Here is a 19,718-nt window from a genome sequence, read left to right as displayed (position 1 = left end):
GTTCAGTCGATGTGCAGTTCGAAAAGCGCGGTGCCGTAGCCCACTGCCGCGCCAACCTCTTCCCGCACACCAGTCACCAATCCGGCAGCGGGCGCAGTGACCGGCAGCAGCAGCGGGCCGATCCGCACCAGACCGAGGCCCTGCCCCGCCTTCACCCGTTCGCCCACGCGGACGACGGGCTTGTTGTGCAACGGATGCGCGTGCAGGAACACGCCCACGCTCGGTGCGCCTGCAATCGCCTGCGCGGGTGCGGCTTCGTCGTCCAGCGCTTCATCTTCCAGTTGCACGATCTCATCGCCCGCCGCCGGCTCGCGGCCGAGCCGCACGACGCCGTGGGGCGTGCGCAGTTCCAGCAGGCCGATGTCGGTCCCGGCCAGCCATGCCGCCATCTGCTTCAGTTCGTCTGCGGTCGGCATGTCACTTCCTTTGCGGCGCGCTGCGGTGGAGTTCCACGATGCGGCTCACCTTGCCGAGCCACGCTTCGGTCTCGTCCAGCGCGGCGACGGCTTCGGCCCAGTCGACCTCGATGAATCGGATGCGGCTGCCGATGGGCGCCTGCCCGAGGCGCCACAGATCGGCCTCGATGACCGTCCCGAACTTGGGATAGCCACCTGAGGGCTGCGCATCGCGCATCTGGATGATGGGCTGCCCGCTGTGCGGAACCTGGATCACGCCGGGCACGATTCCGTGCGAGCGGATCTCCATCGGCGCCACCGGTTGCAGTGCTTCGCCCTCCAGCCGGTAGCCATAGCGGTCGCTCTGCGCGGTGATCTTCCATTCGCCGGCCCAGAAGGCGGCGCGCGAGGATTTCTCGAATCCCAGGTATTCGGCGGCCGGCAGGACGCGCACCGCTGGCACGCCATCGACCTGCAACGGCAGCGTCAACGAAGGCGGAACAAGCCCGAAGTGGGTGCGGTGCGCTTCACCCGCGCGGCCCGCGCGCAGCGAGTCGCCACGCCGCAGGGCGCGGCCTTCATGCCCACCGAAAGCACCGCGGAGTTGCGTGCTGCGAGAGCCCAGCACCTCTGGCACGTCCACGCCGCCGGCGACGCACAGCATCGCGCGGCTTCCGCGCTGCGCACCACCCTGCGGCAGGCCCAACGTGAGCACCTGGCCCGCTTGCGCCTGATGCACCCACCAGGGCATCAGCGGCGTGTCGTCGAGGCGCGCGGCGCAATCGGCGCCGGTCAGCGCGAACGCGCAATCTTCGCCAAAGCGCACCTTGAACGGAAACACCGGCACTTCGATGGCCGCTGCGTTCACGTCGTTGCCGAGCATCAGGTTGCCGGCAGCGAGCGCGAGGTTGTCCATGGCGCCGGAGGTGCCCACGCCCCAGCGCAGGCTGCCCTTGCGTCCCGCGTCCTGCACGGTCGCGAGCGCGGCGGATGAGAGGACTTCGATCATCGGATGATTCCTTCCACCCGGAAGCGGATCATGTCGCCGGGCTGCAGCATCGCAGGCGGGTCCTGCGTGGGGTCGAAGAAGCACATCGAAGTGCTTCCGATGGTGTTCCAGCCGCTCGGACCGGCCGAGGCCGACACGCCGGTCTGCGCGCCGCCAATCGACACCGCGCCGCCCGGAATGCTCAGCACCGGCACCTTGCGGCGCGGCGTGGCGATGCGCGGGTCCATGCCGCCGAGGTAGCAATAGCCCGGATGGCTGCCGAGTGCGTACACCGGATAGGTCGGCGCACTGTGCAGCTCGACGATCTCGTCCACGCTGAGCCCGGTGTGCGAAACCACATCCGCCATGTGCGGCCCGCCCTCGCCGCCGTAGACCACCGGCAGCTCGACCACGCGGCCCTCCAGCGGCAGCGCAACGGCCGAGTCCCATGCGGCATGCACGCGCGCTTCCAGCGCCGCGAGTGCCTTGGCATCGCGCGGCGGGCGCTCGAAGGTCAGCATCAGGTTGTTCATGCCCGGCACGGCTTCGCGCACCTCGGACCAGTCCTGCGCCTCGCGGGCCAGTGCCCAGATGCGCTGCTGCGATGCGAGAGCCATTTCGCCCGGTGCCTCGAACAGCATCCCGGTGGTGCCGAGCAGGCTGATGGTGCCGGCGAGCGGCACGGTGGGCGCCTTGACGGACGCGTGCGACTTGGCAACGGTCGCCTGCGGATTCATGTCGTGCTCCTTTGCTGAAGCCAACGCTCGAGATGATGGATGTCCACGCCCCCGGCCGCAAAGCCTTCGTCGCGCAAGATGTCGCGATGGAGCGGCACATTGGTCGCGATGCCATCGACCTGCATCTCGGCGAGCGCGAGCCGCATGCGGTCGATCGCGTCGTCACGGCTTGCGCCCTGCACGACGAGCTTGGCAATCATCGAGTCGTAGTACGGCGGCACGCGGTAGCCCGCACCCACGTGCGAATCCACCCGAACACCGAAGCCACCGGGCACTTTCCAGCCGGTGATGCGGCCGGGCGATGGCGCGAAGTTCGACGGGTCTTCCGCATTGATGCGGCACTCGATCGCATGGCCCTGGCAGCGCACATCGCCCTGCGCGAACGAAAGGCGCTCGCCGCGCGCCATGCGAATCTGCTGCTGCACGATGTCGATGCCGGTCGTCATCTCGGTCACCGGATGCTCGACCTGCAGGCGCGTGTTCATCTCGATGAAATAGAACGCGCCGCGCTCGTAGAGAAACTCGAAAGTGCCGACGCCGCAATAGCCGATCTGCCGGCAAGCAGCCGCGCAACGCTCGCCGACTTCGGCGATCAGCGCTTCGTCGATGCCCGGCGCCGGCGCTTCCTCGATCACCTTCTGGTGACGGCGCTGGAGCGAGCAGTCGCGGCTGCCGAGCCACACCGCATGGCCATGGCTGTCGGCCAGCACCTGGATCTCGACATGGCGCGGATGCAGCAGGAACTTCTCGATATAGACCTCGGGATTGCCGAAGGCGCGGCGTGCTTCCTCGCGCGTCAGCGCCATCGCTTCGGGCAACGAAGCCTCGTCCTGTACGACGCGCATGCCCCGTCCGCCACCGCCGCCTGCGGCCTTGACGATCACGGGGTAGCCGACATCGCGTGCCAGTGCCTTGACGGCTTCCGGATCGTCCGGCAGGCCGTTGTCCGGCCCCGGTACGCAAGGCACGCCAGCCAGGCGCATCGCGCGCTTGGCGGCAACCTTGTCGCCCATGGTGCGGATGCAGTCGGCGCTCGGGCCGATGAACACGAGGCCCGCCTGCGCGACTCGGTCGGCGAAGCCCGCGTTCTCCGAGAGGAAGCCATAGCCCGGATGAATCGCCTGCGCGCCGCTCACTTCGGCGGCGAAGAGGATGGCCGACTGGTTGAGATAGCTCTCGCCAGGCGCCGAGGGGCCGATGCAAAGCGCCTGGTCGGCCTGCGAGACGTAGCCCGCGTCGCGATCGGCTTCCGAGTGCACCACCACGGTCCTGAGCCCGAGGCCGCGGCAGGCGCGCAGGATGCGCAGCGCGATCTCTCCACGGTTGGCGATGAGGACGGTATCGAACATCGCGTCACCCCTGCGCCATCAGGCGGAACAGCGGCCGGCCGGCTTCGATCTCTTCCCCGGAACGCACCAGCACTTCGGCGATCGTCGCGTCGTGATCGATGTGCACTTCGTTGAAGACCTTCATGGCCTCGATCACGCACAGTGTCTGCCCGGCCTTGATCGCCTGGCCCGGTTGGACGAAAGGCGGCTCGCCGGGACTCGATTGCAGATGGACCACGCCGTACAGCGGCGCCGGATATTCGGCGGGCGTCGGTGCGGCAGGTGTCGCCTGATCTTGGCTATCGGCCGCGGGGATGCGCGATGCCTGCCGCGTTGCGCGGCGCGGTGCGTCGTTCAGTGCCGACCGTTTCACCAGCCGCAGCGTGCTGCCGTTCTCGCTGTACTCCAGCTCGGAGAGGTCCGAGGTGGCCAGTGCGTCGATGAGCGTCTTGATCTGTTCCTGTTTCATGCCGGGTCCGTCGTCGAGACAGAACGTCCTTGATTGGCATGAAAGGTACCGGCCCGGCAGCCTGCTGCCAAAGACGGAATGGCTGTGCCGGGATAAGGCCCGCTTATGACGGGCCGGTCAGGAGAGCGCGGTCAGCTCCGGCTCGGGCGTGGACGTGACGGTCCCAGCAAGGTCGACCACCAGCTCCAGCAGGATGTCCTTGACCGCCTGCGCGGGCTCGGAGAGCGGCAGATGGTCCGACTGGCACAGCGCAAGCGGCGCCTCGATCACCGGCTCGACGATCTGGAACTGCCACGCGCCGCAGGCCGCAACCACTTCGCGCGCCATGGAAGCGGGAAGGATGCTCGCACCCAGCCCGTCCGCGATCGCGGCGGTGAGCGTGAACGCCGATTCGATCTCGGCCACCACATGCGGCACCATGCCCGCGCGCACGAAGGCCGCATCGACCAGCTTGCGCACGACGTTGTACGGGCGCGGCAGCATCAGCTCCATGTCTCGCAAGTCGGCGAGCCGCACCGGGGCCGCCGGCGCAGGCGTGGTCGCCGGACCGACGAGGTACAGCGGCTCCTTGAGCAGCGGCAGGAAGGTCAGCCCGTGGATGGCCTTGTCGCCATAAAGAACGGCCAGGTCCATTCGGCCGTTCATGATGAGTTCGCTCAGCGTGGTGCCGTAGTTCTCGTTGAGGTAGAGCAGGATGCCCGGATGCCGCGCGCGAACGGTGCGCAACAGCGGCAGCGACAGCGCCGAGGCCGCGGTGCCTGGCGCGAGGCCCACCGACACCTGACCCGAAAGCCCTTCTCCTGCCGCTTCCATGTCGACGCGCGCCTGCTCGCATTGCCGCAGGATGATCTGCGCGTGCCGGTAAAGCACCTTGCCGGCTTCGGTCGGCGTGACGCCGCGTTTGGTACGCACCAGCAACTGCTGCCGCACTTCGCCTTCGAGCGTCGCGAGCTGCTGGCTGAGCGCCGGCTGGGCAATGAAAAGCACTTCGGCGGCCTGTGTGAGGCTGCCGATGTCCACGATCTTGACGAAGTATTTGAGGCGTCTGAGGTTCACGCCTTGTCCCCAAGCAAAAGCCAAGCCCGAGCCTAGCACCGGGGCGCCGAAGCGGCTATGGGGCGGCACCATAAGCTCTGCCTATCGAACCAGAGCGAACTCGTCTTGGCCGAGTGGGAGCGATCTGCGTACCGTACGCCCCATTGCATCCCCCACCCCAAGGAAGAGCCGTGAACACCTCCCGCATCGCCGCCCGCGTCCGGCGAATCAAGCCGTCGCCGAGCACCTCCGCCGCCGACCGGGCCAACGAACTGCGCCGCCAGGGCAAGTCGATCGTGAACCTCGTCGTTGGAGAACCGGACTTCGACACGCCGCAACACATCCGCCGCGCCGCCGCCGAAGCCATGGACAAGGGCGCGACCCGCTACACCCTGATGGCCGGCACCGTCGAGCTGCGGCAGGCGATCGTCGCCAAGCTGGAGCGGGAGAACGGCCTCGCCTTTGCGATGAACGAGATCATCGCGACCAGCGGCGCCAAGAGCGCGATCTACAACGCGCTCGCGGTCACGCTTGAACCCGGCGACGAAGTCATCTTCCCCGCGCCCTACTGGGTGTCGTATCCGGACATGGTGCTGGCCTGCGAAGGCGCGCCGGTGATCGTCGCGTGCCCGGAGGCCAACGGCTTCAAGCTCACGCCAGAGCAGCTCGAAGCGGCGATCACGCCGCGCACGCGCTGGCTGCTGATCAACTCGCCGAGCAACCCGACCGGCGCGAGCTACACCGCCGCCGAATACCGCGCGCTCGCCGAAGTGCTGCTGCGGCATCCGCACGTCATGGTGATGACCGACGACATCTACGAGCACATCCGCTTCGACGGGCAGGCCACGCCGCACATCCTCGCGGTCGAGCCCGCGCTGCGCGACCGCACGCTGGTGGTCAATGGCGTGTCGAAGACCTATGCAATGACCGGCTGGCGCATCGGCTACGCGGCCGGACCGACGGACCTGATCTTCGCGATGGACACGCTGTTGTCGCAATCCACCGGCAACTGCTGCTCCGTCAGCCAGGCCGCCGCCGCGGCGGCGCTGAACGGCGACCAGAGCTTCGTGACCGAGAGCGTGGCTGTCTACAAACAGCGGCGCGACCGCACGCTCGCACTCATCAATGCGATCCCCGGCCTGAGCTGCGCCACGCCACCCGGCGCGTTCTATCTCTACATCAACTGCGCGGGCCTGATCGGCAAGTCGACGCCTTCGGGCAAGCAGTTGAACGAAGACGGGGATGTCGTGATGTACCTGCTGGAAAACGCAGGCGTGGCCACCGTGGCGGGCACGGCCTACGGCCTCTCGCCGTACTTCCGGCTGTCGATCGCCACATCCATCGAGAACCTCGAAGAAGGCTGCGCGCGCATCGCGCGCGCGGTCGCCGAACTGCGCTGAACATCGAAAGAGACACCATGCCCTACAAAGCCATCCGCAAGAACCCGTCGGCCAATGCGGTCGATCCGAAGATCCTCGCCGCACTGCGCGAGATCCCCGTCGCGGCGCTCAGCGACAACATGCATCGCAACATCGGCACCACGGGGCTCGCCCCTTATCACAAGCCCGTCGCCCCGACGATGGCGGGCACCGCGGTCACCGCGCGCTCGCGCGGCGGCGACAACCTGACCTACCTTCGCGCGCTCGAGTTCTGCCGCCCCGGGGACGTGCTGGTGGTCGATGCCGGCGGCGACCTGAACAACGCGGTGGTCGGCGGCATCCTGACGTTCTATGCGGCCCAGATCGGCCTCCAGGGCGTGGTGATCGACGGCGCGATCCGCGACGTGGCGGAGATCCGCGAGCGCGAGTTCCCGGTGTATGCGCGCGGCATCACGCATCGCGGCCCCTACAAGGACGGCCCCGGCGAGATCAATGTGCCGGTGAGTGTGGGCGGCATGGTGGTCAATCCCGGCGACATCGTGGTCGGCGACCAGGACGGACTGCTGGCCTTCGCGCCGGACGAAGCCGGGCTGCTGATCGAGAAGGCGCTCGCGCACCTGGCGGCCGAAGCCGAAACGATCAAGGCGATGAAGGAAGGCCGCTGGGACCGGTCCTTCATCGACGCGCTCGAGGCGCGCTGCAACAACTGAGGAGACAACGTGCGCCCATCGATCCTCGTCACGCGAGCCACCTTCGACGACATCACCACCCGCCTCCGCACGCATTTCGATGTGGAAGACAACCCGGCCGACACGCCGTGGAGCCGCGATGAACTGAAGGCCCGCCTGCAAGGCAAGCTCGGCGTGATGAGCACCGGCAGCGAGCGCATCGACGCTTCGCTGCTCGATGCCTGTCCGTCCCTCAAGGCCGTCTGCAATGTGGGCGTCGGCTACAACAACATCGATGTCGCGGCCTGCACCGCGCGGGGCGTGCTCGTGACCAACACGCCAGACGTGCTGACCGAGACCACCGCCGACTTCGGCTTCGCGTTGATGATGGCGACCGCTCGCCGCATCACCGAATCCGAACGCTTCCTGCGCGGCGGCGGCTGGAGCCGCACGGGCATCTACGACATGTTCGTCGGCAGCGACGTGCACGGCGCGACGCTCGGCATCCTCGGAATGGGGCGCATCGGGCAGGCGATCGCACGGCGCGGCGCGGCCGGCTTCGGCATGAAGGTGATCTATCACAACCGCTCGCGCCTGCCCGAAGCGCTTGAGGTTGCCAGCGGCGCACGCTATGTCGACAAGCAGACGCTGCTGAAGGAAACCGACCACCTCGTGCTGGTGCTGCCCTACTCCCCCTCTTCACACCACGTCATCGGCGCGGCCGAACTGTCGCTGATGAAACCCACCGCCACGCTGACCAACATCGCGCGAGGAGGGATCGTGGACGACGCGGCGCTCGCTCAGGCGCTGCGCGAGCGCACCATCGCCGCCGCTGGCCTCGATGTCTTCGAAGGCGAGCCGGACATCCATCCGGACCTGCTCACCGTGCCGAACGTGGTGCTCACGCCGCACATCGGCAGTGCCTCGGTGCGCACACGTCTCGCGATGGCGTCGCTCACGGCCGACAACCTGATCGCCGCGCTCGGCTTCGGCCAGGCCGCGGGCCGTCCGCCGACGCCGGTCAATCCCGAAGTGCTCGCGAGCTGAACGATGCCGCACAAGCTTCTCGTCATGGGTGTCGCGGGTTGCGGCAAGTCGACGGTCGCCGCGGGTCTCGCGCGCGCCCTACACGGCCTGCTCATCGAAGGCGACGACCATCACCTGCCCGAGAGCCAGGACAAGATGCGCCGCGGCGTCGCGCTGGACGACAGCGACAGGGAACCCTGGATCGCAAAACTCGGCTCGCTGCTGGCCTCGGCCCCGGATCACGCGGTGCTCACCTGTTCCGCGCTCAAGCGCAGCTACCGCGCTCGCTTGCGTCGTGCGGAGCCTTCGCTGAAGATCGTCTACCTCGAGATCAGCCGCGAGGCATCGAAAGCGCGTGTGGCCGCACGGCCGGGACACCTGTTCCCGGCCAGCCTGGTCGACAACCAGTTCCTGGTGCTCGAACCGCCCGCCGGCGAACCGGCGGTGTTCCGGAGCGACGCCATGGCGCCGGTGCAAGCGCAGTGCGATGCCGTCCTGCGGTGGCTCGAGGAAGCGGAAATCACAACTGGAACCCATGGAGACACTTTTGCAGCCCATCCTCAAGCAGTTTGACCTGACCGGTCGCACCGCCCTCATCACCGGCTCCAGCGCCGGTATCGGCTATGCCATTGCGCGCGGGCTGGCCGGCGCCGGCGCGCGCGTAGTCCTCAATGCACGCTCTGCCGACAAGCTTGAACGTGCCGCCGCGCAGTTGCGCGACGAAGGCGCAACAGTCTTCACGTCCTGCTTCGACGTGAGCGCAGGCGATGCGGTGAACGCCGCAGTCGACCGCATCGAAGCCGAAGTCGGTCCGATCGACATCCTCGTCAACAACGCTGGCATGCAGCGCCGCGCGCCGCTCGACCAGTTCGAGGAAGCCCACTGGCACGAGCTGATGAAGACCAACCTCGACAGCGTGTTCCTCGTCGGCAAGGCGGTCGCGCGCCACATGATCGGACGCAAGCAAGGGAAGATCATCAACATCTGCTCGGTGCAGAGCGAACTCGGCCGCCCCGGCATCGCGCCCTACACCGCGAGCAAGGGCGCGGTGAAGATGCTGACCAAGGGCATGGCGATCGACTGGGGTCCGCATGGCCTGCAGATCAACGGCATCGGTCCGGGCTACTTCAAGACCGAACTGAACGATGCATTGGTCAAGAACGCCGACTTCAGCGCCTGGCTCATCGGCCGCACCCCTTCGCGCCGCTGGGGCGATGTCGAGGAACTGATGGGCGCGGCCGTGTTCCTCGCGAGCGACGCATCGCGCTTCGTGAACGGCCACATCCTCTATGTCGACGGCGGCGTGACCGCAACGCTCTGAACCAACCGCAACAGGAACACTGATGGAAGCCCTTGTCATTCACGCGCCCGGCGACCTGCGCGTCGAAGAAGTCCCCACCCCTGAACTCGAAGCCGGCCAGTTGCTCGTGCGCGTGCGCTGCGGCGGCATCTGCGGCTCGGACCTGCACTACTACCAGCACGGCGGCTTCGGCACCGTGCGCATCCAGGAGCCGATGGTGCTGGGCCACGAGGTGGCCGGGATGATCGAAGCGGTCGGTCCGGGCACGGCCTTCAAGGCCGGCGAGCGCGTGGCGATCAGCCCGAGCCGCCCGTGCGGTCGCTGCAAGTACTGCCAGGAAGGCCTGCAGAACCATTGCCTCGACATGCGCTACTACGGCAGCGCGATGCGCACCCCGCATGTGCAGGGCGCGTTCCGCCAGCAGATCGTGGTCGAGCAATGGCAGGCGCATCGCCTCGCCGACTCGGTGAGCGATGGCGAAGGCGCGATGGCCGAGCCGCTGTCGGTCGCGCTGCATGCGGTGCGGCGCGCGGGGCCGCTGCTGGGCAAGCGGGTGCTCGTCACCGGCTGCGGGCCGATCGGTGCGCTCGCGATCATTGCGGCGCGTCGTGCGGGTGCATCGCACATCGTCGCGACCGATGTCGGCAACCACACGCTGGGCAAGGCACTCAAGGTCGGCGCGGACGAGGCGATCAATGTCGCCGAGCAGCCGGATGGGCTCGACCGCTTCACGGCCGACAAGGGCAGCTTCGATGTGCTGCTGGAGGCGAGCGGCAATGCGCGCGCACTGGTGGGCGCCTTCGCGGCGCTGCGGCCGCGCGGCGTGATCGTGCAACTGGGGCTGGCCGGCGGCGAGATCCAGCTTCCGATCAACACCATCGTCGCCAAGGAGTTCGACCTGCGCGGCGCCTTCCGCTTCCACGAGGAATTCGCGGTGGCGGTCGAGTTGCTCAACAAGGGGCTGGTCGATGTGAAGCCGTTGATCTCGGCAACGCTTTCCTACCGTGATTCAGCCCGCGCCTTTGCGCTGGCGGCCGATCGATCGCAGGCAATGAAGGTGCTGCTCAGCTTCGAGTAGCGCCCTCGATCAGGCAGAGGCGCCGGCTCAGCCGTGCGCCAGGCCCGCGGCCTGCACGCCGGCGATGCAGATGGCTTCGTCTTCATCGCCCGTGCCGCCGCTTGCACCCACAGCGCCGATCAGCTTGCCGGCCGCATCGCGGATCACGACCGCGCCGGTTTGCGGCAGGAACTTGCCGTCGGCAGTGGCTGCAAGCGAGACGAAGAAGTTGGGGTTGTCCTTGGCGCGCTCGGCGAGCTTGCGGCTCGCCACGCCCATGCCGACCGCGCCCCAGGCCTTGGCGCGCGCGACATCGAAGCGGAACATGCTCGCGCCGTCTTCGCTCGCGAAGGCCTTGAGATGGCCGGCGGCATCGAGCACCGCGATGCCCATGGGCTGGTAGCCCGCTTCCTTCGACTTCTTCAATGCGGCGTCGATGATCGTCTGGGCTTGCTGCAGGGTCAGGCTGGTCATGAGTGGTTCCTTGATTTCTCGGTTCATTGGCTGGTGTCGGGCGCGGACAGCGCATCGAAACCATAGCGGTTCATGCTGCCGAAGGCGGGCATGGCCGGATGCGGCACGAAGCGGGTCTGGCAGTCGATCACGGCCGGCAGGCCCGAAGCCAGCGCACGCCGGATCGCGGGGCCCACTTCGGCCAGCGAAGTGACCCGCTCGCCATGGCAGCCGAATCCGCGCGCGATGGCGGCGTAGTCCGTTTCGTCGAGCGCGGTGCCCAGTTCGAAGCCGAGCGCATTGCGCTGTCCAGCGCGGATGATGCCCCAGGCCGCGTTGTTGTGCACGATGCAGAGCACCGGTAGCCGATAGCGTCGCGCGGTGTCCAGTTCGTTGAGCGTGAAGCCGAAGGAGCCGTCGCCCGTGATGAGCGCGACCCTGCGCGCAGGATCCTGCGCCTGCAGCGCAATCGCATAGGGCAAGCCGAATCCCAGGTGGCTCATGCCCGGTTCGTGGAAGCGCGTGCGGGCCTCGCGCACCGGCGTGAGGTCGTTGCTCCAGAAGGTGGTGTGGCCGCCGTCGAAGACGGCCAGCGCATCGGCGGGCAATGCCTCTCCGATGGCACGGGCCAGTGCAGCCGGATGCATCGGCTGGCCGGGTTCGCCCTGCCCGGACAGTTCGCCGATCCATGCCTCGTAGGCAGTGCGCGCTTGCCGAAGACCCGGCAGCCAGTCGCGATCGACGCTGGCGGTCAGGTCTTCGCCGCAACGGGCCAGCAGATCGTCGAGCGCCGCGCCTGCATCGGCCTGCAGCGCCACCTCGTGCAGCGCAGGCTGCCCCAATGCGGAAGGATCGATGTTGATGCTGATGATGCGCTGCGAGCGACGCGCGAGCGGACCCCGCTCATCCCACATCCACGACGACCATCGGCACCCCACGGCGAGGATCAGGTCCGCACGCTCGAAGGCCTGTCGGATGGGCTCGCCGGCAATCAGGCCGCCGTGGCCGATGAAATGTGGGCTGTCCGATGCGACGACGCCCAATGCCATCTGTGTCGGCAACACTGGTGCGCTCCAGCGCCGTGCCAGATCGCGCACCTGCGCGGTCGCGCCGCTGGCGACCACCCCGCCGCCGGCAACGATCAGCGGCCGCTGGGCGGACCGCATGAGCGCCGAAGCCCGCGCGAGTTCACCGGCATCCGGGCGAATGCGACCGAGGGCACGATAGCGCGAAGGCGCAAGCGCGAACTCCGCGTCGTCGATCCGGCAAGGCTGGCCGAGCACGTCCTGCGGAATATCGAGATGCACCGGGCCGGGCCGACCGCTGAGCGCTTCACGAAAGGCGCGGCGCACCAGTTCCGGCAGTCGCCGCGCATCGTGCACCACCGCGTTCCACTTGGTGATGGGCTTCGTCACAGCCACCGTGTCGAGGTCCATGAACATGCCGCTGTGCGGATAGCTCGCGGCGCGATGCTGATTGGTCGTGATCGCCAGCAACGGCAGGTTGTTGCCGAAGGCCACTCCGAGGCCCGACGCGAGGTTGAGCCCGCCCGGTCCCATCTCGCCCAGTGCCACCGCGATCTGGCCCGTGCCGGCGTAGGTCGCCGCGGCCATCATCGGCCCCGCGGCTTCGTGCCGCACGCCCAGGAAGCGAAGCTGCTCCTGTTGCGAGATCGCATGCAGCAGCGGCCCGAGCTTGCCGCCGACGATGCCGTAGATGTCGCGCACGTTCTCCGCGAGAAGCAAGCGCGTGAGGACCTGTGCGCCATTCAATTGCACGACCGCCACTGTCAGTCCTCCGCCGTGAAGTTGGCCGCCTTGACGATCGGCGCCCAGCGCTGCTGGTCGGCGCGCACGATGCGGGCGAATTCTTCGGGGCTCTGGTGCACCGGCTGCAGGCCGACCTTGGCCAGCGACTCGATGAACTCGGGCGACTGCAGGCCTTCGCGCACCAGCGCATTGAGTTTCTGCACGACGTCCGCGGGCGTGCGTGCGGGCAGGAACCAGCCGAGCCACTCCTGCACCACGATGTCGGCGAAGCCCTGCTCGGCGAAGGTGGGCACGTCCGGCAGGAAGGGCGAACGCTGCGGGCTCGACACGGCAAGTCCGCGCAGCTTGCCGGCGCGGATGTACGGCATCACCTCCCCGAGCACGCTCACGCTGACCGGCACCTGCCCGCCCAGCACATCGTTAAGCAGCGGCGCGCCACCGCGATAGGCCACCGCGGTGAGCTGCGTGCCGCTGGCCTTCTGCAGCATCATCCCGACGAAGTGCAGCGCGGAGCCTGCGGCGGGAACGCCGTAGTTGGCCTGCCCGGGATTGGCCTTGGCCCACTTCAGGTAGTCGTCCACCGTCTTCATCTCGGCGGGCAGGCCCGGGCCGGCGGTGAGAACGAAGGCGTAGTTGACCGTGGTGGTCACCGGCGCGAAATCGGCGATCGGGTCGTAGTTGAGCTTTCGGTAGGTGTTCGGGTAGAGCGTCATCGGCGAGCTCGGGATCTGCAGGATGGTCAACCCGTCCGGCGCCGCGCGCTTGACGTATTCGACCGCGATGCGGCCGCCGGCGCCGGTCTTCGCATCCACCAGCATGTTGGTGGCGTAGCGCCCGCGCAGCTTCTCGGCGAGCGGGCGCGCCACGTTGTCGCCCATGCCGCCCGCGGGAAAGCCCGAGATGATCGATGCATTGCCGTTCAGTTGCGCGAAGGCCCGGCTCATCGGCGCGAGCGCGGCCAGTGCGCCGCTGGCCTTCAGAAGATGAAGAAAGTGTCTGCGGTCCATGGTTTGTCTCCTGGGCGTGCGTGCCCTTGTTGTCTTTGCCTGCATGGTCGGGCCACTGCGCGTTGCTGCGAATGGACAAATCGCGCCACGGCAGGTAGTTTTCCGGCCTCGATTGCATTCGCCCTGCCGTGAAGCCTGCCGCTGCCCCCCTGCTCCTCGTTCCCTTCCGGGAAGTTCGACATGAACAGCCCGATGACTGCCTGCATTACGAGCCCGTCGCCGTGCGCGGCAAGGAGATGGACTGGACGATTCCGGCGCATCGCCATGAGGGCCTGCACCAGATCCAGTTTCTCGAACGAGGCCACATCAGCGGCACCGTGGACGGACGCGCGGTCGATGCGAAGGCGCCGGCGATTTTGCTGATCGCACCGGGATCGGTGCACGGCTTCAGGCACACGCGCGACACCATGGGGCACCAGGTGACCATCCCCAGCGCGACCTTGCAGCAGTTGCTTGCCGGCACGCGCCTCGCGGACACGGGCCTGGCGGGCTCCTTCGTGCTGGCCGGGCTCACCGACGAGGCGCGCGACGATTGCGCATCGCTCTTCGAAAAGCTTGCCCGCGAGTTCCGCGGCCATGGCACGGGCCGCGTGCCGGCGCTGCTGGCAATCGCGACGCTCCTTGCGGTGCTCCTGCTGCGCCTGCACGGCGAGCACGTCCAGAAGACCCAGCTGCCGGGCGCGCGCGACGCGCTCGTGCAACGCTATCTCGCCCTCGCGGAGAAGCACTTCCGTGAGCACCGCGGCCTGCCGTTCTACGCCGATGCGCTGGGCGTGACGCCCGACCACCTGAGCCGCACCTGCCGCAACGTGACCCGGCAGTCCGCCCTTCAATTGCTGCACGAGCGCCTGATGCTGGAGGCGCGAAGGCTGCTGGCCTACACGCCGATGTCGGTGCTCGAAGTCGCCGCGGCGATCGGCTATCAGGACCCGGCCTACTTCAGCAAGTTCTTCACGCGGGCGATGGGCTGTTCACCTTCGCAGTACCGCGCGCAAGCGGTACAGGGCGTCAAGGTACCCCGATAGGCGGCCCATCGCGCGGCTGCCTACCATCGCCGTCAGCGGCTTCCTACGGTGCGCACCGCTCGCAGGCCTTAGCCTGCTGGTGGAGCTCGCGACGATGAAAAACGGAATCTACGAATCCACCTTCACCACGAATGTCGGCAACCTCGGGAAGGGGACCATCCTGATCAACAGGAACCTCTTCGTGGGTGCAGATGCCCTGCACTTCTACCGGGGCGAGATCGATCGCAGCGACGGCGAATTGAATGTGCTCATGGAAGTCACGCGGCACAACTTCGCCGCCGATTCACCGCTGGGGCGCGATCCGATCTTCACCCTCAACTGGTCGGGCACGTCGCTGGGCAACGAGACCTTCAAGCTCAGTTGCGAGCCCGCCGGGTCGGGCGTGAGGATCTACGCATCCGGGACGCTCCTGAAGGCGTTCGAGTAGCCGGCGTCCTTCGTGTAGGCCGGATGCTTCAAGAAGAAGCGGCGGCGACTGGCAAGGCTGCGGTGCGCGCGGCCAGCACCCTCGCGGGGTATTCGATTCCCATGCAGGAGATGCCCATGACCCGATTGGCCAGCCGCTTGATCGCGCCCACCCTTGCCACATCGTGCCTGTTGCTCCTTTCAGCGTGCGGCGGCGGCGGAAGCGGCAGCAATGGCGCGCTGGTGACGGCCATCAACGGCGCCAATGCGGCACCGGCGCGCGGCACTGCGCTCACGCCCGTGCCGGATCGCGTCGTTCGCCTGTCCGTCGATCAGTTCAAGACGTTGCTCGAAGCCGACTCCACCGGCAAGCGCGTCGAACAGGCCGCGGGCGTGCCCAAGTGCGGCATCGATGTGCGCTACCTGCAATACCAAACCGTGGGGGCGCAAGGCGAATCGGTGCCGGCCAGCGGCGCGATCATGCTGCCCGCCGGCACGGACCCCGCCTGCAACGGGCCGCGCCCCATCGTGCTGTACGGACACGGCACCGCGACCGAGCGCAACTACGACATCTCCAACATCACCAACACCAACCAGCCGGCTGCTGCGGAAGGCGTGATCGTGGCGGCCATGTTCGCGGCGCAGGGCTACATCGTGGTCGCGCCCAACTATGCGGGCTACGACAAGTCGTCGCTGCCCTATCACCCCTTCCTGAATGCCGACCAGCAGGGCAAGGAGATGATCGATGCGCTCACGGCGGCTCGCTCGACGCTGACTTCGCTTTCAGCGCTGGACGCAGGCACGCTGCTGGTCACGGGCTATTCCGAAGGCGGCTATGCGGCGCTCGCAGCGCATCGCGCAATGCAGGCGGCGAACATGACGGTGACCGCATCGGCCCCGATGTCCGCACCGACGGCGATCAGCCTGTTGATCGACTACACCGCGAGCGGGCTGCCGGAATTCGGCAGCACCGTATTCTTCCCGCTGATCACGACCAGCTGGCAGAAGCAGTTCGGCAACATCTACGCGAACACGCGTGATATCTACGAAGACGCGTACGCCACCGGCATCGACACGCTGCTACCGAACTATCTGTCGCGGAGTGACCTGTTCGCGACGGGCAAACTGCCGCAGTACGCGTTCTTCCCGGCCAATGCCACGCCCGGGCCGTTGAACGCCAACGTGGCGATCGAGTACGGCGCGGGCAACCTGGTGCGGCAGAGCTACCTGACGACATGGTTCGGCGATGTGCAGGCCAGCCCTTGCCCCGGCAACGCGCTGCCGGCGACAGCGGCCTCGCTCTCCACGACGTCGCCGCTGGACTGCTCCCCGTTGACGGGCCTGCGCAGTGCCGCCGTGGCCAATGACCTGCGCAACTGGCTGCCGAGAAGGCCCGTGATGATGTGCGGCGGCTCCAACGATCCGACCGTCAACTTCACCAGCAGCCTCGCGACCGCCGGGTACTTCCGCGCGCGTGGGATGACCCCGACCTCGCTCTCCGTCGTCGATCTGGAAGCATCAGGCACCAGCGACGCGTATTCGGCGGCGCGCGCAGGCTTCGCGCAGGCCAAGGCGCAGAAGCGGGCGCAATCGACGGGAACCGATGCGCAGCTCGACCAGTCGGTGGCCTTCGCCTATCACGGCGAACTGGTGCCGGCGTATTGCATGCAGTCGGTGCGGGTGTTCTTCGAGGGCGTGCTCAACGCCGGCGGCTGAAGCTCAGAGCGGCATCTCCGCGCCCGCATCGCGGCGGTTGACCGCATGGAACACATCCCGCAGCCAGCGGTTCGCCGGGTCGTTCTGCATCCGGCGATGCCAGAACTGCCGCACCTGCAGTTGAGGCGGCTTGAACGGCAGCGCGATCTCGCGCAACTTGACGAGCCGGCCGACGGCTGTCGCGATGTCCTGAGGCACGGTGGCGATGAGGTCGCTGCCCGGCAGGATCGACACCAAACTCATGAAGTGCGACAGCTCCAGGCTCACCGGCCGGTGCCAGCCCTTGTCATCGAGGTAGCGGTCCAGCAGATGCTCCCGCCCATCGGGTCTCACCACGACGTGCCTTGCCGCGAGGTACTGCTTGAGTGTCATGCGATGGCCCGCCGCATCGTTGCGCGCGCACGCGACGCACGCATAGGAACTCATGAACAGCGACTGCTGGAAATAGCCCGCGCGCTGCAGGTCGGGAAAGAAGCCCACCGCGAGGTCCGCCTCTCCCTTTTCCAGTGATTCCGCAGCCGCAGTTCTCGGTCGGGAGACCGCCTGCAGCCGCACATGCGGCGCCTCCACCCGCATGCGGCGCAGCACGCCGGGCAGGAACGCCACCTCGCCGATGTCGGGCGTGAGGATCGTGAAGGTCCGATCGGAGCGAAGCGGATCGAAGCTCGGCTGCTGAAGGATCTCCGACTGGATGGCCTGAACCACCCTGTGCACGGCCGGGGCGAGTTCGAGCGCACGCGGCGTGGGCTCCATCCGCGATGCGGTTCGCACGAACAGCGCGTCGTCGAACACTTCGCGCAATCGCGACAGCGCGCCACTGGTGGCCGATTGACTCAGGCCGATCTCCTCGGCTGTCTTGTTCACGCTGCGCAGCCGGGCCATCGCATCGAACAGCACCAGGAGATTGAGGTCGACGGAACGAATATCCATGAAACCGATTTTATGTATCGGCAAAAACGTCTGTACAGGATTGGCACCCGTTCCTAGGATGGCGCCCCGGAGACAGATAGAACTCGATGAAACACACGACCGCCTGCAACTGCGGCATCGACGTGCATGCGCATGTCGTGCCCGAGCACTTCCCGCGCTACATCGGCGCCAAGGTGCCTGCCGACTGGCCGTCGATGGCCCCCGCGCACGCGTGCCACCGGCACGTGATGATTGCGGACAAGGTCTACCGCACGGTGTCCGACGCGTGCTGGAGCACCACCCGCCGCCTGGAGGATCTCCCCGGGATGGGCCTGGCGCTGCAGGTGGTTTCGCCGATGCCGGAGCTGCTGTCTTACTGGATGGCGGCCGGCGACGCGCAGCAGTTGCTTCGCTATACGAACGACTGCATTGCGGAGATGGTCCGGCAAAGCGACGGACGCATCGCCGGACTCGGAGCGGTGCCTCTTCAGGACATCGACCTCGCGATCTCCGAACTCGAATACGTCGTGAAGACGCTCGGCTTTGCCGGCGTGGAGATCGGCAGCAACATCAATGGCGTGCCGGTCGGCGCGCCGCAACTCGATCCGTTCTTCGAAGCCTGCGAAGACATGGGCGCTGCGGTGTTCGTGCATGCGTTGCGGCCCGCCGGCATGGATCGCCTCGTCGGGCCCGCGCCCTTGCAGCAGGTGCTGGCCTATCCGGGTGACGTGGGGCTGGCAGCGGCGTCCGTCATCACGAGCAACCTGCTGCTGCGACGCCCGGGATTGCGCATCGCCTTCAGTCACGGCGGCGGGACGCTCGCCTCGCTGCTGGCACGTCTGCAGCAAGGCTGGAGTGTCTTTCCAGCACTCAAGGAAAGCATCGGCGCCGCGCCTGCCGAGCAGGCCCGCCGGCTCTTCTACGACACCCTCGTCTTCGACACGCCGATGCTTCGCCATCTGGTCGATCAGTTCGGTCCGAGCCAACTGCTGGTGGGCACCGACTACCCCTTCAACTTCCACGATCGCACGCCGGTGCAACGCATCGAAGCCGGCGGCTTCGATGCCGACACCGTCGCCGCGCTCGTGCACCGCAATGCCGAGCGCTTTCTCGGCCTCACGACGAAAGAGACCACCCCATGAGTTCACCCTGGATCGAGAGCCTGCGCAGCGTGGCGCTCTTCGTTCCCGACCTGGCGAAGGCCGAGGACTTCTACACGCGCACCTGGAACCTCGAAGTCGCCCATCGCGACGACGACACGCTCTACCTGCGCGGTACCGGGAGCAACACCTATCTGCTCGCGCTGCATCGCGGCGGCGACGTTCCGCAACTTCGGCAAGTGACATTGCGCGCACGCAGCCGCGCCGCGCTGGATGCTATCCAGGAGCGGGTGACGGCGGCAGGAGGGACGATCCTCGCGGCGCCTCATGAACTGTCGCGCGACCCGGCTGGAGGCATCGGCCTCAAGTTCAAGGATCCGCATGGCCGCGTGTTCCAGGTCGTGCACGACGACGCGCGTCGTACTGAAGATGCGCCGGTCGCTGATCGGCCCATCCGGCTGACCCATGTGGTGCTCAACAGCCATGCGGTGGACGAGACGAAGGCGTTCCTCGAGCAAGCCCTCGGGTTCCGGCTCGCGGATCGCACCGGGATCATGGCCTTCATGAACTGCGACAGCGATCACCACACGATCGCCATCGGCATCTCGGACAACGACGCGCTCAACCACATCGCATTCCTGATGCCGGACTTCGAGTCGGTGATGCGCGGCGGCGGTCGCATGAAGGATGCCGGCTTCCCGATTCAATGGGGACCGGGCCGCCATGGCCCCGGCAACAACCTCTTCAATTACTTCATCGATCCCTTCGGCGTGGTCATCGAATACACGGCCGAAGTCGAACAAGTCGACGACAGCTATGAGTCCCATGGCCCCGAGCACTGGAAGTGGCCTCCTGGCCGTGTCGACCAGTGGGGCATCTCGCCGCCCCCCGGCGCCACGCTGAAGGAAGCGCAGAAGCGCATCTTCTTCGCTCCGAATTCCTGATCTCCAAC

The 19,718-nt window shown here is 67.3% G+C and carries 21 protein-coding genes; 11 read left to right on the top strand and 10 right to left on the bottom strand.

Annotated features, from left to right (window positions below; translation table 11 throughout):
• Positions 1-2 precede the first annotated feature (2 nt).
• The 6 genes from FHW64_RS12415 to nac form a co-directional block, all read right to left on the bottom strand.
• Positions 3-416, bottom strand: coding sequence for a biotin/lipoyl-containing protein (locus FHW64_RS12415; protein WP_184526558.1), 414 nt, complete (start codon positions 414-416; stop codon positions 3-5).
• Between the two features lies 1 nt (position 417).
• On the bottom strand, positions 418-1,404 hold the full coding sequence (locus FHW64_RS12410) for a biotin-dependent carboxyltransferase family protein (RefSeq protein WP_184526556.1): 987 nt from the start codon (positions 1,402-1,404) through the stop codon (positions 418-420).
• Positions 1,401-2,120: a 5-oxoprolinase subunit PxpB gene (pxpB, locus tag FHW64_RS12405; protein WP_184526554.1), complete on the bottom strand. Its 720-nt coding sequence runs from the start codon at positions 2,118-2,120 to the stop codon at positions 1,401-1,403. The genes FHW64_RS12410 and pxpB overlap by 4 nt, the downstream gene beginning before the upstream one ends.
• A complete protein-coding gene (gene accC / locus FHW64_RS12400; RefSeq protein ID WP_184526552.1) occupies positions 2,117-3,469 on the bottom strand; it encodes an acetyl-CoA carboxylase biotin carboxylase subunit in 1,353 nt (450 codons plus the stop codon). The genes pxpB and accC overlap by 4 nt, the downstream gene beginning before the upstream one ends.
• A gap of 4 nt (positions 3,470-3,473) precedes the next feature.
• Positions 3,474-3,917, bottom strand: coding sequence for an acetyl-CoA carboxylase biotin carboxyl carrier protein subunit (locus FHW64_RS12395; protein ID WP_184526550.1), 444 nt, complete (start codon positions 3,915-3,917; stop codon positions 3,474-3,476).
• A 117-nt stretch (positions 3,918-4,034) separates the two neighbouring features.
• Positions 4,035-4,973, bottom strand: coding sequence for a nitrogen assimilation transcriptional regulator NAC (gene nac, locus FHW64_RS12390; protein WP_184526548.1), 939 nt, complete (start codon positions 4,971-4,973; stop codon positions 4,035-4,037).
• Between the two features lie 170 nt (positions 4,974-5,143).
• On the opposite strand from nac, the gene FHW64_RS12385 reads away from it, so the two are divergent.
• From FHW64_RS12385 to FHW64_RS12360, 6 genes are read left to right on the top strand one after another with little or no spacing between them, the layout of a single operon-like run.
• A complete protein-coding gene (locus FHW64_RS12385; protein WP_184526546.1) occupies positions 5,144-6,352 on the top strand; it encodes an aspartate transaminase in 1,209 nt (402 codons plus the stop codon).
• Positions 6,353-6,369: 17 nt separating this feature from the next.
• Positions 6,370-7,041 carry an RraA family protein gene (locus FHW64_RS12380; protein ID WP_184526544.1) on the top strand — a complete coding sequence of 224 codons (672 nt, stop codon included), beginning with the start codon at positions 6,370-6,372 and terminating at the stop codon, positions 7,039-7,041.
• A 9-nt stretch (positions 7,042-7,050) separates the two neighbouring features.
• Positions 7,051-8,046, top strand: a complete 996-nt coding sequence (locus tag FHW64_RS12375) for a D-glycerate dehydrogenase (protein WP_184526542.1) — start codon at positions 7,051-7,053, stop codon at positions 8,044-8,046.
• A 3-nt stretch (positions 8,047-8,049) separates the two neighbouring features.
• On the top strand, positions 8,050-8,598 hold the full coding sequence (locus FHW64_RS12370) for a gluconokinase (protein ID WP_184526540.1): 549 nt from the start codon (positions 8,050-8,052) through the stop codon (positions 8,596-8,598).
• Positions 8,561-9,346: a glucose 1-dehydrogenase gene (locus tag FHW64_RS12365; protein ID WP_184526538.1), complete on the top strand. Its 786-nt coding sequence runs from the start codon at positions 8,561-8,563 to the stop codon at positions 9,344-9,346. Before FHW64_RS12370 ends, FHW64_RS12365 begins: the two co-directional genes overlap by 38 nt.
• 22 nt (positions 9,347-9,368) lie before the next feature.
• A complete protein-coding gene (locus tag FHW64_RS12360; protein ID WP_184526537.1) occupies positions 9,369-10,403 on the top strand; it encodes an L-idonate 5-dehydrogenase in 1,035 nt (344 codons plus the stop codon).
• Positions 10,404-10,430: 27 nt separating this feature from the next.
• On the opposite strand, the gene FHW64_RS12355 is transcribed toward FHW64_RS12360, so the two are convergent.
• From FHW64_RS12355 to FHW64_RS12345, 3 genes are read right to left on the bottom strand one after another with little or no spacing between them, the layout of a single operon-like run.
• Positions 10,431-10,856, bottom strand: coding sequence for a heme-binding protein (locus FHW64_RS12355; protein WP_184526535.1), 426 nt, complete (start codon positions 10,854-10,856; stop codon positions 10,431-10,433).
• Between the two features lie 23 nt (positions 10,857-10,879).
• Entirely contained in the window at positions 10,880-12,622 is a 1,743-nt protein-coding gene (locus FHW64_RS12350; protein WP_311733295.1) for a thiamine pyrophosphate-binding protein, read from the bottom strand.
• Between the two features lie 2 nt (positions 12,623-12,624).
• Positions 12,625-13,611: a Bug family tripartite tricarboxylate transporter substrate binding protein gene (locus tag FHW64_RS12345; protein ID WP_184526533.1), complete on the bottom strand. Its 987-nt coding sequence runs from the start codon at positions 13,609-13,611 to the stop codon at positions 12,625-12,627.
• Positions 13,612-13,739: 128 nt separating this feature from the next.
• Here FHW64_RS12345 and FHW64_RS12340 point away from each other — a divergent pair, with 128 nt between their 5' ends.
• From FHW64_RS12340 to FHW64_RS12330, 3 genes are all read left to right on the top strand, one after another.
• On the top strand, positions 13,740-14,636 hold the full coding sequence (locus FHW64_RS12340; RefSeq protein WP_184526531.1) for a helix-turn-helix domain-containing protein: 897 nt from the start codon (positions 13,740-13,742) through the stop codon (positions 14,634-14,636).
• Between the two features lie 94 nt (positions 14,637-14,730).
• Positions 14,731-15,063, top strand: coding sequence for a GrlR family regulatory protein (locus FHW64_RS12335; protein ID WP_184526529.1), 333 nt, complete (start codon positions 14,731-14,733; stop codon positions 15,061-15,063).
• A gap of 116 nt (positions 15,064-15,179) precedes the next feature.
• Positions 15,180-16,757 carry a S9 family peptidase gene (locus FHW64_RS12330; protein WP_260303786.1) on the top strand — a complete coding sequence of 526 codons (1,578 nt, stop codon included), beginning with the start codon at positions 15,180-15,182 and terminating at the stop codon, positions 16,755-16,757.
• A 3-nt stretch (positions 16,758-16,760) separates the two neighbouring features.
• Here FHW64_RS12330 and FHW64_RS12325 read toward each other — a convergent pair whose 3' ends face one another.
• Entirely contained in the window at positions 16,761-17,687 is a 927-nt protein-coding gene (locus FHW64_RS12325) for a LysR family transcriptional regulator (protein WP_184526527.1), read from the bottom strand.
• An 86-nt stretch (positions 17,688-17,773) separates the two neighbouring features.
• Between FHW64_RS12325 and FHW64_RS12320 the strand changes: the two genes are divergently transcribed.
• Complete coding sequence (locus tag FHW64_RS12320; RefSeq protein WP_184526525.1) at positions 17,774-18,808, top strand: amidohydrolase family protein; 1,035 nt, start codon at positions 17,774-17,776, stop codon at positions 18,806-18,808.
• A complete protein-coding gene (locus FHW64_RS12315) occupies positions 18,805-19,710 on the top strand; it encodes a VOC family protein (RefSeq protein WP_184526523.1) in 906 nt (301 codons plus the stop codon). Before FHW64_RS12320 ends, FHW64_RS12315 begins: the two co-directional genes overlap by 4 nt.
• The last annotated feature ends 8 nt before the right edge of the window (positions 19,711-19,718 follow it).

It is taken from the genome of Variovorax sp. Sphag1AA (assembly GCF_014192575.1).
Classification (GTDB): domain Bacteria; phylum Pseudomonadota; class Gammaproteobacteria; order Burkholderiales; family Burkholderiaceae_C; genus Variovorax.
The sequence above is the reverse complement of the archived record's forward strand: the minus strand, read 5'-3'. Positions and strand labels throughout refer to the sequence as shown.

Coding starts and splice junctions, on each gene's coding strand:
- FHW64_RS12415 (WP_184526558.1), bottom strand. CDS start 416: ATGCCGACCGCAGACGAACTGAAGCAGATGGCGGCATGGCTGGCCGGG.
- FHW64_RS12410 (WP_184526556.1), bottom strand. CDS start 1,404: ATGATCGAAGTCCTCTCATCCGCCGCGCTCGCGACCGTGCAGGACGCG.
- pxpB (WP_184526554.1), bottom strand. CDS start 2,120: ATGAATCCGCAGGCGACCGTTGCCAAGTCGCACGCGTCCGTCAAGGCG.
- accC (WP_184526552.1), bottom strand. CDS start 3,469: ATGTTCGATACCGTCCTCATCGCCAACCGTGGAGAGATCGCGCTGCGC.
- FHW64_RS12395 (WP_184526550.1), bottom strand. CDS start 3,917: ATGAAACAGGAACAGATCAAGACGCTCATCGACGCACTGGCCACCTCG.
- FHW64_RS12380 (WP_184526544.1), top strand. CDS start 6,370: ATGCCCTACAAAGCCATCCGCAAGAACCCGTCGGCCAATGCGGTCGAT.
- FHW64_RS12370 (WP_184526540.1), top strand. CDS start 8,050: ATGCCGCACAAGCTTCTCGTCATGGGTGTCGCGGGTTGCGGCAAGTCG.
- FHW64_RS12365 (WP_184526538.1), top strand. CDS start 8,561: ATGGAGACACTTTTGCAGCCCATCCTCAAGCAGTTTGACCTGACCGGT.
- FHW64_RS12360 (WP_184526537.1), top strand. CDS start 9,369: ATGGAAGCCCTTGTCATTCACGCGCCCGGCGACCTGCGCGTCGAAGAA.
- FHW64_RS12355 (WP_184526535.1), bottom strand. CDS start 10,856: ATGACCAGCCTGACCCTGCAGCAAGCCCAGACGATCATCGACGCCGCA.
- FHW64_RS12345 (WP_184526533.1), bottom strand. CDS start 13,611: ATGGACCGCAGACACTTTCTTCATCTTCTGAAGGCCAGCGGCGCACTG.
- FHW64_RS12335 (WP_184526529.1), top strand. CDS start 14,731: ATGAAAAACGGAATCTACGAATCCACCTTCACCACGAATGTCGGCAAC.
- FHW64_RS12330 (WP_260303786.1), top strand. CDS start 15,180: ATGACCCGATTGGCCAGCCGCTTGATCGCGCCCACCCTTGCCACATCG.
- FHW64_RS12325 (WP_184526527.1), bottom strand. CDS start 17,687: ATGGATATTCGTTCCGTCGACCTCAATCTCCTGGTGCTGTTCGATGCG.
- FHW64_RS12320 (WP_184526525.1), top strand. CDS start 17,774: ATGAAACACACGACCGCCTGCAACTGCGGCATCGACGTGCATGCGCAT.
- FHW64_RS12315 (WP_184526523.1), top strand. CDS start 18,805: ATGAGTTCACCCTGGATCGAGAGCCTGCGCAGCGTGGCGCTCTTCGTT.